Genomic DNA, 15,974 nt, shown 5'->3' on the forward strand with positions numbered 1-15,974 from the left:
GATTTCTTGGGGGGAAATATGAAGCTGAATAAAATAAGTTCGATGTTTACTGGGGCTAGAAGCAAAGCAAATAATATTAGTATTTTTGGCGCAACATTAACGGCAATGTTATCAATGTCGGCAATGGCAGCAGAGCCTGAAGCCCAGACAAATGCAGACGCTAGCGACACAAACGAAATTGAAGTCATTGCCGTTCGTGGCATATTTGGTAGTTTAAAAGCAGCTAATCTACTAAAACGTACCGATGATAGAATTGTTGATGCGATTGTCGCTGAAGATATTGGTAAGTTACCTGATAACAATATTGCAGAAGCGCTACAACGTATCACGGGTGTTTCAATAGCAACAGATTTTGGTGTGGGTGAATCAGTTACCATTCGTGGCGTATCAGAAAACCTTATTTTACTAAACGGCCGTTCTACAGCAGGCCCTGGTCGTGGCGGTATTAATTTATCCGACTTCCCTTCAAGCTTCTTAAAAACAGTTGAAGTCATTAAGTCGCCAACACCTGACATGATTGAAGGTGCGTTAGGTGGTACAGTTAATATGCAAACGGTTCGCCCACTCGAACTGAGTGAGCCATTAGTGGCTATTACTCTTGATGGTGAATACGCAGATAAAACAGAAAATATTGCTCCTAACTTCACATTGGGACTGGGTAATAATTGGGATTTAGGCAGTGCCGGTACGTTTGGTGCTTCTGCTAACTTATCTTACTTAGACCGTGAATTACGCCGTGATGAGTACTTCAATAAAGTTGATTTACTAGACAATATTGATATCAATGGTGATGGCACAGTCGATGATTCTGGCGGACCAAATGGTAAATACCTGCGTAGAACCCAAACAACGGCAGAACAAAAAACAGAAGAACGTGAACGTACAGCTGTGGGTATCTCACTACAGTGGGAACCAGAAAGTGCCAACGCCAATATTTACCTTGATTTAAACGGCACCAAGTTAGACGGTGGTCAATCAGCATATTCAATTCTTGATGTGGGTGGTAGTACTGTTGCTAGAGATGACTCTTACTATGACAGCAATGGCCAACTACACAATTACGATCTAGATGGCGTGTTAGTTATTCCTAAAACATGGAGTGACTTTACCACATCAGACTCAACCTCACATGCCATTGGAGGTGAGTGGTTTCTGTCTGATAATATTGAACTTTCAGCCGAATATTCATTATCAAAGTCAAAAGAAAAACAAACCGCCAATGAATTTAATTTACGTCCAATCGAACGTACAGATCCAACCCTTGACCTAGTCACTCATACCAGCACGAGTAGTTCATTTAGTGGCAGTGGTATCCCAGGTTACACCTATGCTGATAATGGCATGCTAACCAATCCTGATAACTTAGTTTTCCGTGAGTTTTTCCATAAAACCTTAGAAACTGAGAATGAAGAACAAGCACTTCGATTTGATTTTAAGATTTCTGATGTTGGTGTCGATTGGGTTTCAGCTGTTAAAGCAGGTGTACGCTTTACTGACAGAGATTACTCTGCTAACCGTTTTGACCTAAAACCTAATGGCACTACCCTTAAGGACTCATATAAAAAAGCCACCAACGCTGATGGTTTATATAGCCCTATTTGGATTGACAACCCACTGCTTAGCGACAGCATGAATGTGGTTAACATGAGTAACTCATTCGACCAAACAGGCATTGCCGGTCAAAATGATATGTTGACATATAATGTATATGACGCTGACCAATTGCAAAATACCGAACAAACTTATGCGTTAGTTCAACAGATGTTGCAAGATACATCATATGCAATGAACGGTACTTTAGCCGATAATATGGTCGAAGATTCAAGTGCCTATAAAGAGATTAATGAAACAACCAGCGCTATATACGCACAAGTTCACTTAGACTTTGATGATTTAACCGCTGTTGTCGGCGGACGTTATATTCAAACTGACTTAGAATCAAGCGTGGTTGCATCAGTCGATGCCAACGGTAATAAAGTGCTTGATACCGGTAAAAATGATTACTCAGATTTCTTACCGAGTTTAAACGTCACATATACCCTAACTGAAGAAACTTTATTACGTTTCGCAGCGGCAAAAGTGATGCGCCGTGCTGACTTTGATGAACTAAGCCCTTCGTTAACTATTGATAACTCTTTAGTGACTGGTACTCAAGGTTCATACGAGTTAGAGCCTTACCGTGTTACACAATATGATCTTTCAGTAGAACATTACTTTGGTAACGGCGGTATCGTTTCAGCAGCATTATTCTACAAAGATGTTAACTCATTTACTCAAACCGACAGTAGCTGTTTAGCTGATGCCAATACGGTTTCAGGACAAAATACCACTGAATGGGGCAACATTTGTTTACTTGATACAGCAGGTCAAAGCCAAGGTGATGTTAACTTTGCTACAGAAGATCAAGGCTTAGCTTATGTTGATGCTCAAAAAGCTGCAGGCCAAACAGGTATTGTGGTCGACACTGATGTTAACGGTGGTAGTGGTAGTGTTCAAGGTATTGAACTAGGTTACCAACAACAATTTACCTCATTACCAGGCTTATGGTCTGGCTTCGGTGTCAATGCCAACTACACCTATGCAGATAGTGAACAACCTGATGGTAACCCATTATTGAACATTTCGGAAAACACCGCGAATGGACAAATTTACTGGGAAAATGAGGGATTGCAATTCCGTTTAGCGTACAACTGGCGTGACCGTTACTTATACTCACAAGCAGAAAAACGTGTTCAAACTGTCGGCGCATTAGGTTATAACGTCTTTAACCAAAATGATCCTACCTCTGATAATTATGATGCAACTGTTGGTAATAACTACCGTGAAGCACGTGGTCAACTTGATTTCTCAGCAAGTTGGGATATCAATGATAACTTCACCATTGTAGGCAATGTGGTAAACCTCACAGGCGAACCAATTGAATACACCACTGAACTGGATTCAGTGTGGAAATACAGTGAAGCGGATCGTCGCTACACTGTCGGTGTTCGCGCTAAGTTCTAATGAGAACATGGTAATGTAGAGCCTATCAGTTGATAGGCTCTTTTCTCATAAAAGACAAATTAAAGGTCACATAGATAATACAAAATGTAGATTAATCAATATTCCGATTAAGACTAAAAGCTCTGCTTTATAGACTTTCAGTCTTATACCGAAATATATTTAGCACTTAACTGTTCAGTAATGACACATTCAATACACAAGCAGAACAGAGCAAGTAGTTGAATAAAAACATTAATGAGATTTAGGTTACACAAAAATTCATTTTCGAGTGTTTTTGCTCAAAATAACAGCCAACCCTTTTTTAGTCACACTTTTGCAAGAGAACAAATAGTGTTTGGTTGACAAAGGTAACGACTATACCTACCATATTGTAATACAAATTGGTAAGTGAGTATTGGGCGATATAAAAGCCTTGTAAACGACATCTAATGTTAAGAAACACGACACGATTAATAGATAAAGAGTTAATTCTTAAATAGAGCTAATAAGTTAACTAGCCTGAGCTCTAGAGCACTTTTTATATAAATAACATTGCCCACCTTCATATTAAGGTGAGCAACTTTCAATTCAGATAAGCATATATCAATATATTTAGGAGTTAGAAATGACAAAACCAGTCATCGGATTCATCGGTCTTGGCCTTATGGGCGGCAACATGGTTGAAAACCTACAAACACGTGGTTACCAAGTTAACGTTATGGATCTTAACCAAGATGCAGTTGATGCAGTTCTTGCTCGTGGCAATGCTACCCAATTCACTTCTGGTAAAGAATTAGCAGCGGCTTCTGATATCGTTCAATTCTGTCTAACAACTTCTGCAGTTGTTGAAAAAATTGTATACGGTGAAGATGGTGTTCTAGCCGGAATGAAAGAAGGTACTACATTAGTAGACTTCGGAACTTCTATCCCTGCTTCTACTATCAAAATTGGTGCAGCGCTTGCCGAAAAAGGCTGTGGCATGATCGATGCGCCTCTTGGACGTACTCCTGCTCACGCTAAAGATGGTCTTCTAAACATCATGGCTGCTGGTGACATCGACACATTCAACAAAGTTAAACCTGTTTTAGAAGAGCAAGGTGAAAACGTATTCCACCTAGGTAAATTAGGTGCAGGTCACACAACTAAGTTAATCAATAACTTCATTGGTATGACTACTGTTACTGCTATGTCTCAAGCGTTTGCAGTTGCAAAAGCGGCAGGTGTTGACGGTCAGCAATTATTCGACATTATGTCTGCTGGCCCTTCTAACTCACCATTCATGCAGTTCACTAAGTTCTATGCTGTCGATGGCGAAGAGAAGTTAGGTTTCTCGGTTGCCAATGCAAACAAAGACCTTGGTTACTTTTTACAAATGGTTTCTGACTTAGGTACTGAGTCACCAATCGCTGAAGGAACGTCTAAAGCACTTCAAGCAGGTGTTGATGCTGGCCTTGGACAAAATGACGTACCTGTTATCTTCGACTACTTCACTAAATTAGAAAAGTAATTCGACATTAACTTATCGTTAGCTTATAAGTTAAACGCTTTATAAACTAAACACTAATAAGCCGTTGAATATCAACGGCTTTTTATTTCAATTAAACTTTCACTCGCTTAATACTACTCGACATTCTTTTCTCTAACTGCCTTTAAAGGTATCACAACTTTCCATATTGCCACTAGCGAATCCAATCTGAAACCATTTCACTCTTTGTGCCGAGCTGCCATGGGTAAAAGAGTCTGGGCTGACATGGCCTTGTGATTGTTTTTGTAAGGTATCATCACCGATAGCGCTTGCTGCAGTTAAGCCCTCTTCAATATCACCCGTTTCAAGTAACTGACGGCTATTATTGGCATGATTTGCCCAAACACCAGCAAAGCAGTCCGCCTGCAATTCCTGCTTAACCGACAGCTTATTGCCCTCAACTGCGCTTAACTTACTGCGAGCGGCATGAACTTCACTGGATATCCCCAGCAGAGTCTGAATATGGTGACCCACTTCATGGGCAATCACATACGCTTGGGCAAAATCACCAGGCGCTTTGAACTGATTTTTTAATTGCTCAAAAAAACTCAGGTCAATGTAAACTTGTTGGTCTGCAGGACAATAAAATGGCCCCATAGCAGACTGTGCCATACCACAAGCTGATTTTACTGCATCACGAAACAACACTAAACTTGGCTCTTGATAGGTCATGCCCCGCTGCTGAAATAACCTGCTCCAAGTTTCTTCCGTATCAGCAAGAATTACCGCCACAAAATCAACCTGCTCTCTTTCTGCTGCGGTTTCAGTTAATGGCGCGGTAGAAACACCTGTAGAGGTTTCTTGTTGTAGCCCAAGTCCACCTAACATATTACCTAGGTTGCCGGTAAATAATCCGTAAGCGCCCACACCCACAATCAGTATCGCGGTTCCTTTAAACCCAAGCACCTTAAATATCATCGGTAGCAGTCGTAAAATGCCCCCACCACCTCGGCCAAAGCCACTAGCACCTGAGACTTGCGTATTACGACGATCTTCTACATTGCTACTTTTACGCTTTCCACGCCAACGCATAACGCTACCCCGACATAATTACAAACATACACTTTAAAGAAATCATTAATGCCATTTTCAACTAGATTGGAAGCCTGAACGCCCTACCCACTCTTAACTTTTTAGTTACTAAAGGCTAATGACTATATAACGACAAAGACTGCTGAAAGCCGCAACCACAGCACCAATAAACATAGCATAGTTAAACTAGCCTAGCGTTTTAGAAAAGTTTCGGCTAACCAGATAAGTTTAAAATTGATGAGATAGAAAGCGGTTCATTTGATCAGTTGATACTGCCAACTTATCGAGTTTAACAAAATAACCCAATAAAATTAGCTCTAAGCTAAATGTTGGATACAACTAACCCTTTAAAAGAGCGAAAGTCGCATTCAAATAGCACACTTTGGTCTACAAAATAAGAACAAAAAATGCCGCTATCAATAAGCGGCATTTTTAACACATTGTTTAAAACATCAATTTACAACTGCGAGTTGATTAGCCTTATTGCACTGTTGCTTCGGCAGAACTAGAGTAAATCGTACTTAGATCGTCACCTACAGCATAACTTTCGAAGTCCTCAGATAGAACCGCCGTATCTGTTGCATCATCAATCACGATATCATCAGCTAATAACTCTTTTGCTGACTCTTTCGAAGAGCTACCAATACGAATTTGATAGGTTTCTGTTGCACTGCCCGTATTAATGGCAACATAAGGGCCGTAGAACGTTGTGCCACCATCAATTGACACAGAATAACCCGTCGCAGTCCATTCAAGCACTACATTAATATCAGTATCATCTGTATACGTTAAGCCATCAATGATTTGCTGATCTTTATTTGCATCACGGTATTTAACGCTGCCATCATTACTTAAGACAATTTCGCCCGTTAAGTTACCTGAAGAAGCAGAGCCTCCGTAAACACTAATATAAGCAGTATTATCTTCAGAAACACCATCTGTAGCAGTAAAGCCAGCAATGGCTTGTAACTTAAGGGTTGTAGAAATAGAGCCTTCAGCAAGTGGGTCCGTTGTTAAGCGTAATTCAGCATCAGCGTCTGTTGTTGTATCAGCCATTCTGGCAACTTTATTTACACTACTTCCCGCTATGGTCATAACGGTTGCTTCAGCAGAGCTTGAATAAGTCGTGCTTAAATCTTCACCTTCAGCAAATATCTCGAAGTCTTCAGACAGAACTGCCGAACCTGTATCATCAGCAATGACGATGTCATCAGCTAATAATTCTTTTGCTGACTCTTTCGAAGAGCTACCAATACGAATTTGATAGGTTTGTGTTGCACTGCCCGTATTAATGGCAACATAAGGGCCGTAGAACGTTGTGCCACCATCAATTGACACAGAATAACCTGTTGCAGTCCATTCAAGCACTACATCAATATCAGTATCATCTGTATACGTTAAGCCATCAATGATTTGCTGATCTTTATTTGCATCACGGTATTTAACAGTACCATCATTAGTAAAGACAATTTCGCCCGTTAAGTTACCTGAAGAAGCGGAGCCTCCGTAAACACTAATATAAGCAGTATTATCTTCAGAAACACCATCTGTAGCGGTAAAGCCAGCAATGGCTTGTAACTTAAGGGTTGTAGAAATAGAGCCTTCAGCAAGTGGGTCTGTTGTTAAACGTAATTCAGCATCAGCGTCTGTTGAGGTATCAGCCATTCTAGCGACATTATTATCTCCAGTAGCAACAACAACTGTACCAGTGATTGTGATTACTAATTCAGCAGTAGTACCATCAAAAGATTCAATCGTAAAGGTATCTAATTCACTTTCTCCCACAACAAGTGCAGCAATCGTGGCGTCAGTGGTATCGAGGGTATAGGTCCATGAGCCATCATCTAATATTGATAATGTACCGTATGCACCCATTAAGGTTGTCTGAACAATAGAATCTTCGCCAACATCTGGGTCAAGTACACTTACAGCACCTGTTGCCGTTGCCTCATTACTTGCAATTCTTCCAGTTAAATCAAAAAATACTGCTGGCGTAGGTTCTACTGTGCCATCGCCTGCATCAAATACGATAACTTCTGAGTAAATAGCTAAGCCATACTTGCTGTCTGTACCATCTAAAGTTTCGCCTGCATCATAACCTTCAAAGTCATCTGAAAATATACTTGTTGTGCCAGCTGTATCAGAAAATACCTCAATATTATCAACATAAAAAGAACCAAAAGGAATCGTTCTATCATTATCACCGAATCTAAATTGGATAGCTTTCACACCATCAGCGAACCACTGATCTAAGCCTGTATAATCAGAGTCAACAACCGCTGCAGTAGAGAAAGAACCGCCACCAATTACTTCACCATCAATAGTCACGGTAATTTGTTCTGTTGCATCTAAGTCCCATGTAATCTCTACATCATAAAACTGCTCTTCAACAAATGGTGCAGTGATTAAATTTCCAGGGTAAGCGTCACTGTCAGTATTTCGAACAAAGAAACGAGGGTCTATTGTAGTTTCAGAACCGTCTTCGTTAAGTGTAGATTGCTCGCCTTGAATACGTAAATCTATTAACGATTCACTAGAACTACCAGAAGAACCATAAAGCGTAATATAAGCATCTTTAATATTTCCATCACTACCAAGCGCAACCTCTTTAGTGAAAGAAGCACTTAGTTTACCTTGACGAAGGTTATCAACGCTAAATCTAAGCTCACCCGTATCGCCGCCTGTATCGCTTATTTTTACAACCTGAGTAAGCGAAGCAACACGAATATCAATGTAAGCAGTGGTACCGTCAATAGAAGCGATAGTGATTGAATCTCTTACAGAATTACCTAACTCAAGGCTAGCCACTGTTTCGTTTGCAGTATTAACTGTATACGACCAGCTTCCGTCAGCGCTGATACTAAATGTACCATAATCAAGTGCTACATCAGTTTGCGCAACAAAAGCATCTTCTTGAAAGTTTGGATCAATAATGGTTAATGAACCAGTTAATGGAAGCGTAGCAGTATGTTGAACAGTACCGCCCAATTCACCTTCAATGATTGCAGCAACAGGGTCATTGTTATAACCCACAGACGCGCCAATGACGTCAAGTAACGCTTCATCAACTGAATCAGCAACTTGTGAAGTAGTTTGCAAATTAATTTGTGCTGTCTCAAGTGTCACTAAAGACTCTTCAGAAAAAGAACCATCAGCGACGTCACTTGCAAGATCTTGCATAACGGTAGATAAATCTGCGTCTGCGTTGTCTGCATCAACTTGTGATAGTAGCGCTAGCACAGAACCATATCTATCAGCATCTTCAGCACCATCAGCGCCAAGTTCAACAGTACCAACTAAAGTAGGAAGCACTTCTGTTGTATCAAAACGAATACCAAAACGAGCATTAATTATTTTAGCTTCGTCAGCAAACTGGTTTAAATCACTACCCGCGTTTTGAACAGCCATTTCGGTTAAAGGAGAAACAACATAGGTAGGTGGTGGTAGTATAGTTTCCAGACCCGCTGCATCAGTCTCTACTATATTTTCAACTACATTCACTACAGATCTTAGTTGAGGAGCATCTAAGGTTAAACCTGTTGATTCGTCCGTATAAGTACCGCCAGTACATGCAATTAAACCTGTACCTTCGAAGTGTACGTCGCTAAATGTAACACCACCTGAAACATCAGAGGTTGCAGCAGCTTGTGCAGGAAGAACCGCAGCACCACTATCATCAACTTCAAATATGTCACAAGTTGCACCATCAATAGGGCCCTTAATAATGCTAGCAGAAACATTTAAGGTTGGATTGATAGTAGGTGTAGATGCACCAACACCTTCGGTAAAACCTGCCTCATCAGTATAATTAGCAGAAACAGAAATGACTGAACCTTCATCGGCTTCAGTAATGGTGATGGATGTACCAATAACACCTGTTGACCATACGTAAGTAAGTGTATCAGCTATAATTCCGTCAGCATCAGTAGCTGCTGCAGAGATTGTTTCGCCAGCGATAAAATTGCTTCCGGTTATTGCTATACTACCGCGAGTATTTCCATTTAGTTCAGCACCGTCATCACCGCCACAACCTAATAGACCTGTCGCAATGATGAGCGGTATAAAGGATTTATTATTCATTTTTATGACTCCAAAAAGATTCTTTTCCAAATTTAGCTTGTTTTATTTAAGTACTATACTTGGCTAGTACTTAAAGCTGACACCTGCGAACAGGCGTGGACCGTAATCACTTACTTGACCCAAGTTACCTTGGGTATAGAAGTCATCACTGCGAGGCTCACTAAACAAGTTAATTGCTGAAACTTTAACACGAACGTGTTTATTGATTTTGTATGCAGCACGAGCTTCCCAAGTACCTGCCTCATCAACATAACGCAGTCTTGTGCCGTTAGAAGTGTATGGTTGGAAGTATTCGCTACGATACTTGTAGATAAGCGCAGTATCAAAATCGCCTATTTGATAGTAAATCTGGCCATTGAATACATGCTCAGAAAATCCTGGTACTGAGGCTGGAGGAACAATACCTACTTTATCCTGAACAACAACGCCATCTAAATCAGTCGTAAAGGTATTACCGTAGTTACTATCTTCAAACTCATAGTTTGTATCTGCCCAGTTATAGCCAAGCTTCACACCAATACCTAAATCCCAACGATACGCAAATGACGCTTCGAAACCATAAAGGTCACTACTTTCGTCAGTAGTGACTGAATTAGTAATAGGTAAAGAAACTTCCACACCGTCAACGATAAACGTCTCTAACTGTGTTTGCTGTTGGAAACCGCCATTGAATTGCTTGTAGTAAACACCTAACGCTACCATCGAGTCATCGCTTGGATACCATTCAATTGCAGCATCATAGTTCCATGACATTAATGGTTGAAGTTCAGGATTACCAGCCCCTTGAGCCCCCACTAACAAGTCTTCAACTGATGTAGGATCATCTGAGTTATCGGTTAGGAATTCACGGTTATAACTTAGATCAGAAGGATCTGCACGTGACATACCTCGGTAAATACCGGCCCTTAGGAGAATATTGTCATCATAATCAACGACTAAGTTAACACTTGGTAGTACTTCAGTGTAATCACCGCCAGATTCAATCTTTTTAATATTACCGTTTGCTACTAGTTCGACCACACCTGTCGCCGGATCAGTGACAGTGTCAAAAGTGTCTCTAAAACCAATAGAAGTAACGTCAGTATTCACGACACGAACACCAAAGTTACCACGAATAAATTTACCAAACATTTCAGTGTCGTAGTTAAGCATTGCATAAGCAGAGGTAGTTTGTTCTGTTACGTCAATGGTGCCCGTATTCTCGTATGTAACCTCTGGGTATGCGAATTCGCCGCCTTGTGATGCTGCTACTGCTTTAGAGAAACACTCATTATTGTAAGTTGCCCACGAAGCGCCTGTACCGCTTTCTATCACATTACCTGAACTGTCAACATGGGTGATAATATCACCGTCAGAAACACTAGATAAAAAATCAGTCTCAGGGAAGGCTATTTGGCAACCTTCAAGTACGTCGATGGCCGATGTTGCAGATTCATCTAAATTAAATGTAGTTCTTGAGCCATTACCGTTCGTGCCACCAAATTGAACATATGTTAGCTCAGAAACGCGAACGCCAGCTTGAACGCCACTAAAAAAATCACCGTCTAGAATATAATCAATATCAAGGCGTGCACCCATAATTTCGTTGTCGCGGACATTTTCTCTGTCGATACGAGTACGAAGGCTATCAGTAAAATTGGAAATATCAGTCACATCAAAATCAGTAACTGTGAAATGAGGAATATGTTCACCTAAATCCCAAGAAAAGAAAGGACGAGAGCTCGTTCTTCCTCGGTTTGTTATTTGTAGTTCTTCACGGCTAGTTTTAGAATAGCCAAGGTCAAGACTAATCTTTAGATCATCAGAGAAAAAATGTTCAACGTTCAAGCCATATCCACGATAATTTTCTTCACGCGAAAATTGCTCGCCCGCAGATTCGATACGTTCTTCACCTTCCCAATGTAGAATACCGCCAACATCGTTTGTGATCAGATTCTGTCCCGTTACACCCGGTGTAACGCGCTTTTGTAAGAAGATTAAATCATGACGCGCTTCTGCTTGGGTACGATCTGAAATTTGCGCATCAAAATTGATATCCCATTTATTTGAGGGTTGGTATTGTAGAGCAAAGAATAAAGCGTCTCTTTCATCAGATGTTTCATTTTGACGGAAGCTTCGGCTTGAGCCAGTCCATGCGTATTCCCTGCCATCATCGACTGCAAGACCTGTTTCTGGATCAATTTTATTATTATAACCTTGGTTATTCGAGCCAACAATTTCATCTTCACAATCGCCTGCTGAGCTACGGAAAAAACCGGTATTGGTATCAGTTGGATCATTCAAACATGCCCACAAAGATGAACCCGTTGGGCTTGAGCTTCTATATTCAGCTTCTGGCTGGCTAATATCTTGACGTTGAAAGCCTACACTCAAACCAAATGCTTGGCCGTTATCAAACTCAAATTGATCAACATAACTGAGTGTTCCACGGTAGCCCAAATCATCTTGAAGTGAATTGTCAACGTTTGCTTGGTCTGGGTTGTAGTTAGCTTTTACTTCAGCCTGAAAACGTTGCTTAGCAAAATCTAAAGGCTTAAGTGTCTCCAGGGTAATAACACCGGCAACCCCACCTTCAATCATTGAAGCGTCTTGTGTTTTATAAATAGCCACTTTCTGCATCAGCTCTGATGGGAACTGAGAAAAGTTAACTGAACGGTCACCACTACCATTGGTCGCTTCACGGCCATTGATATGAGTGGCACTTAAGAATGGGCCTAAACCACGAATACTGATTTCAGTAGCACCACCATTTTCACGGTGAGATGATGCACCCGTTAATGATTCTAGCGCCTCACCAATTGAAAGTGCAGGTAAATCACCAATATCTGAAGCAGATAAACCGTCAACAACCGTGGTAGATTCACGCTTTATTGCAATTTGGTCTTGAATTGTTCTACGTGTACCAGTGACTACAACAACTTCTATATCATTATCAACTTTATCTAGATTTTCAGTTTCTGCTTCTTGTGCTATTGCCGAAAATGCAAAAGAACTGGTTACAGAAGTAAATGCAGCAAGCTTCATCCATTTTGCTATAGGTGAAAGCTTGAACTTCCCTATTTTATGGATGGGTTTTGTTTTTTTACTTATTTTCGTCGACATACCGTACTTCCCCTTAGTATTTTAATAAGCATGTTAATGCCATATATTGGTATATTTTTTATTGCTAGCAGGTTACTGCCATTAAAGTCTTATATTTATTATTGCAAGCAGATTACTGCCATTAAATTCTTATATTTATTATTGCAATCAGGTTACTGCCATTAAATTCTTATATTTAAATTAGAGTTATATTAATTTCAACAGACGAAACCCAAACAAAAGTTTTAACCTATTAATTTAAATAAAAATATAACCAATAATTGTAGTTACGAATTACGAGTTACGAATTTTATATTGATAAAAAACTTCGCTAAAACTTATAACCTTTATGCATGTTGTGGATATGATAAAAAGTGGCTTGCACATAATAACCTTCGGCGCCGCCATTGTTTTGGTTATAAACACCCGCTTTAAAGTACATATACTGGTTACTAGCACTGTAACCACTATCTTTCATATCGTAGTACTTAGTAATATTAGGCTTACCTTCCCTGATTATAGTGACGAACAACACTTCATCTTCGACGGAAATTTTATAAGAGAATTTTTCGTTTAAGGCGATGCCGTCATCAGGGTCTGACAAAGTATGTGAACGTGAGCCAATCATATTTATCCAAATATCATCACCATCATTTATTTCATGGGCAAAATAAATAGCCCCTTTCGAGTTGGCTGGTAATTTTCGGTAATATAAACGAATAGGTTCGTCATCCGTCGCGTGAATTTGCCCGATGACCACGCGTCCAACCTTTTTTTTATCACCTGTGGTAGATACTCGGTTTATTGCCAAAGTCCCTTCCAAACTGCCTTCAACACCCCCAGACTTAGCTTTCGCCGAACCATGCGCATTGCTGAAAACCCAGTTATTTTTTGTCAGGCCACGAGTTTTAATTTGAACATTACCTCTACGTAGCATTTCGCGTAGTTCGGTTCTCGCATATTTTGTATTTTTTGAGGTCTTGGCACCTACGTTTGGGCAAGCGAATACCAAGCCACCATCTTCTGCTGTATAAAAAAATGGCTTTAAGTTAAAACCTTTACCTAATGATTTCTCATAGACGGTATCAGCTTTTTTATCTTCGTTGAGATCGGTTGGCAAGGTTAACGACCAATCGAGTAAGTCAAAATTTTCACCTGGCTTTTTAAGCGGATCGAGTGTTGACAAATCCCCCAGTAAAACACCTTCAGCAAGGCTAGTGTGTGACTTAGGAATAAGCGTATTCTCCTCAATTTCCTGAGCATTGAGTGATGCGCTAAAAACAGCTAAAGCAAAAACTAGCACAGCGAAAACGTCACACATTTTCTTTTGAATATGTCGGTAAGATTTATATGTGTTGATATTGGAATCCTTTATAATTTACGATCTCTTTGTTGAATATGATCGTGTATTGTTCGGCTTAACTATTTTCATAGCTTACTTAGAATACCTATATGCGCAGCATGAAGTGACGCACCTACACATGAACTTAACTAACCCTGAAAAACCTAATAAAAATAGGTAAGACTTTGCTTCAAATTAACAGCAAAAATTATCTAATTTCGTTTTAAAAATAAGCAGAACTCTTTGTTGTATATGATCAAAGAGCTATGATTAATTGTTACGCACAGAATCACACACAACCCACCTAACACACCCATATACTTAACAATTTGTTCACACCTGTAACTTTGCGTTAAACAAAATATAACCAACACAACATATCACTGTCAACCAAAATAGTGCCGCAAACATTACCAAAAACCAGAATTGGTAGTAACAAGGGAATAAAAAAGACTAACGCATTGGCTTGACACATTTTTCACAAAACAAAAAGAACATGATAAACAGAAACTTATAGGAGGAATGATCTGTTATTGTTGAATGGTTTTTATATTCACTACCAATGGATATGACAACATTACCAAATAACAGAACAAAGTTAGTCAGTGACTCAGCTGTATCCTAAATTCACAAAGGTTTATTACCAATTCTCTATATAGGTATTACCAATAGATAGTGTAATGAGATTACAGTTCAGAACTAATATGCAGATTATAAGCTGTACGATAATTCGTATTGATTGTGATTTATCATTAATGCTCTTGTTGAACGAAGCTGCGCTGTCAGGCGCATTAGTGCTTATTTCGATGCATGTCCTGATAACCTTTCAATCGATGATTTGAAGCGCTACTTTGCCAGTTTGATTGCCTTACATTCGTGGAGCACCGTGAAACTTGACCGTAATGGGTTGCACAATCACTTGTAAATAGGTCTATCGACATGTCCTTGACCAGCACTGGCAGTGGCTTAATATTGTTAAGCCGCCACAAGTCCATAGACTGCCTGATATTCTTACGCCCACAGAAGTCACTATCGTTATTAGCCTTACTCATAAGCTGCGATATCAAGTGTGCTTTCTCACCTTATACAGTATGGGATTGCGCCTCGGTGAGGCCATTTCACTGCAGGTTGGCGATATCGATTCACAGATGATGCAGGTGCACATTCGTAACGCTAAAGGTGGTAAAGGTCATTTTTTGCTCCTGCAAAAATGACATACATCACATCCATGTGATTAACAGGTTGGTGCCCTTGCCACAACGTACCCTGTTAGCGCTGCGATATTACTGGCAAACGCATCGCCACCCACGGCTGATTTTCCTGGTAAAGATGGCCAGCCAGACTCAAAGATAGATAAAGGCGGGACTTACTTTAAAATCAGAAGGAAAAAGCCCTCAAGCGGGTTATTCGTGAGTGTAATATTCACAAATCCATCAGCCCGCATAACCTGCGTCACAGCTACGCCACTCATCTGTTAGAGCAAGGGTTAGATTTTCGCTCAGTGCAAAGCCTGCTCGGTCACAATAGCCTTAATACCACCGCCCGTTATACCCGCCTCACCACTATTACTCGAAAAAATACTGCTCTGTCCGTTAACCAACTGACTGATAATTTGGTGCTCAAGTGGGAGTGTGACCTATGAAGTTCATTGAACTTTTACGCGACCACCTTGACGCTTTTAATCAGGCTTATGATGGTCAAATTACATCATCCATGCGCCAAGCTATTTTCGCCATGCTTAATTGTCGCAGCAATACTGAGCGAACCAGCCAGTGGGCATGTCAGGGCTGCAATCATACTGCTGATTTCCCGCTGTCATGTGGTCATCGCAGTTGCCCTCAATGCCAGCACAACGCCACGACAGAGTGGCTCAACAAACAGCAAGCTAAACTCCTGCCCGTGGAGTATTACATGGTGACGTTTACCTTGCCT

9 protein-coding genes are annotated in these 15,974 nt (G+C 40.4%); 5 read left to right on the top strand and 4 right to left on the bottom strand.

What is annotated here, in order from left to right; all coding sequences use genetic code 11:
- Positions 1-18: 18 nt before the first annotated feature.
- Both Q4557_RS18060 and Q4557_RS18065 read left to right on the top strand, forming a co-directional pair.
- The gene (locus Q4557_RS18060) at positions 19-3,003 is read left to right on the top strand and encodes a TonB-dependent receptor (protein ID WP_102476880.1); all 2,985 of its coding nucleotides are present in this window, start codon (positions 19-21) and stop codon (positions 3,001-3,003) included.
- 604 nt (positions 3,004-3,607) lie between these two features.
- Entirely contained in the window at positions 3,608-4,489 is an 882-nt protein-coding gene (locus Q4557_RS18065) for an NAD(P)-dependent oxidoreductase (RefSeq protein WP_102435635.1), read from the top strand.
- Positions 4,490-4,621: 132 nt separating this feature from the next.
- On the opposite strand, the gene Q4557_RS18070 is transcribed toward Q4557_RS18065, so the two are convergent.
- The 4 genes from Q4557_RS18070 to Q4557_RS18085 form a co-directional block, all read right to left on the bottom strand.
- Positions 4,622-5,539 carry a neutral zinc metallopeptidase gene (locus Q4557_RS18070; RefSeq protein ID WP_303414487.1) on the bottom strand — a complete coding sequence of 306 codons (918 nt, stop codon included), beginning with the start codon at positions 5,537-5,539 and terminating at the stop codon, positions 4,622-4,624.
- 480 nt (positions 5,540-6,019) lie between these two features.
- On the bottom strand, positions 6,020-9,619 hold the full coding sequence (locus tag Q4557_RS18075) for a VCBS domain-containing protein (RefSeq protein ID WP_303414488.1): 3,600 nt from the start codon (positions 9,617-9,619) through the stop codon (positions 6,020-6,022).
- A gap of 63 nt (positions 9,620-9,682) precedes the next feature.
- Positions 9,683-12,721, bottom strand: a complete 3,039-nt coding sequence (locus Q4557_RS18080; RefSeq protein ID WP_303414490.1) for a TonB-dependent receptor — start codon at positions 12,719-12,721, stop codon at positions 9,683-9,685.
- Between the two features lie 310 nt (positions 12,722-13,031).
- On the bottom strand, positions 13,032-14,003 hold the full coding sequence (locus Q4557_RS18085) for a polysaccharide lyase family 7 protein (protein ID WP_303414492.1): 972 nt from the start codon (positions 14,001-14,003) through the stop codon (positions 13,032-13,034).
- Between the two features lie 1,130 nt (positions 14,004-15,133).
- Between Q4557_RS18085 and Q4557_RS18090 the strand changes: the two genes are divergently transcribed.
- From Q4557_RS18090 to Q4557_RS18100, 3 genes are all read left to right on the top strand, one after another.
- On the top strand, positions 15,134-15,256 hold the full coding sequence (locus tag Q4557_RS18090) for a hypothetical protein (RefSeq protein WP_368506499.1): 123 nt from the start codon (positions 15,134-15,136) through the stop codon (positions 15,254-15,256).
- A 218-nt stretch (positions 15,257-15,474) separates the two neighbouring features.
- The gene (locus Q4557_RS18095) at positions 15,475-15,684 is read left to right on the top strand and encodes a tyrosine-type recombinase/integrase (protein WP_303414500.1); all 210 of its coding nucleotides are present in this window, start codon (positions 15,475-15,477) and stop codon (positions 15,682-15,684) included.
- A partial coding sequence (locus Q4557_RS18100) for a transposase zinc-binding domain-containing protein (RefSeq protein WP_303414495.1) occupies positions 15,681-15,974 on the top strand: 294 nt, incomplete at its 3' end. The genes Q4557_RS18095 and Q4557_RS18100, both read left to right, overlap by 4 nt.

The organism is Shewanella sp. 5_MG-2023 (assembly GCF_030547465.1).
GTDB lineage: Bacteria > Pseudomonadota > Gammaproteobacteria > Enterobacterales > Shewanellaceae > Shewanella.

Coding starts and splice junctions, on each gene's coding strand:
- Q4557_RS18060 (WP_102476880.1), top strand. CDS start 19: ATGAAGCTGAATAAAATAAGTTCGATGTTTACTGGGGCTAGAAGCAAA.
- Q4557_RS18065 (WP_102435635.1), top strand. CDS start 3,608: ATGACAAAACCAGTCATCGGATTCATCGGTCTTGGCCTTATGGGCGGC.
- Q4557_RS18070 (WP_303414487.1), bottom strand. CDS start 5,539: ATGCGTTGGCGTGGAAAGCGTAAAAGTAGCAATGTAGAAGATCGTCGT.
- Q4557_RS18075 (WP_303414488.1), bottom strand. CDS start 9,619: ATGAATAATAAATCCTTTATACCGCTCATCATTGCGACAGGTCTATTA.
- Q4557_RS18080 (WP_303414490.1), bottom strand. CDS start 12,721: ATGTCGACGAAAATAAGTAAAAAAACAAAACCCATCCATAAAATAGGG.
- Q4557_RS18090 (WP_368506499.1), top strand. CDS start 15,134: ATGGGATTGCGCCTCGGTGAGGCCATTTCACTGCAGGTTGGCGATATC.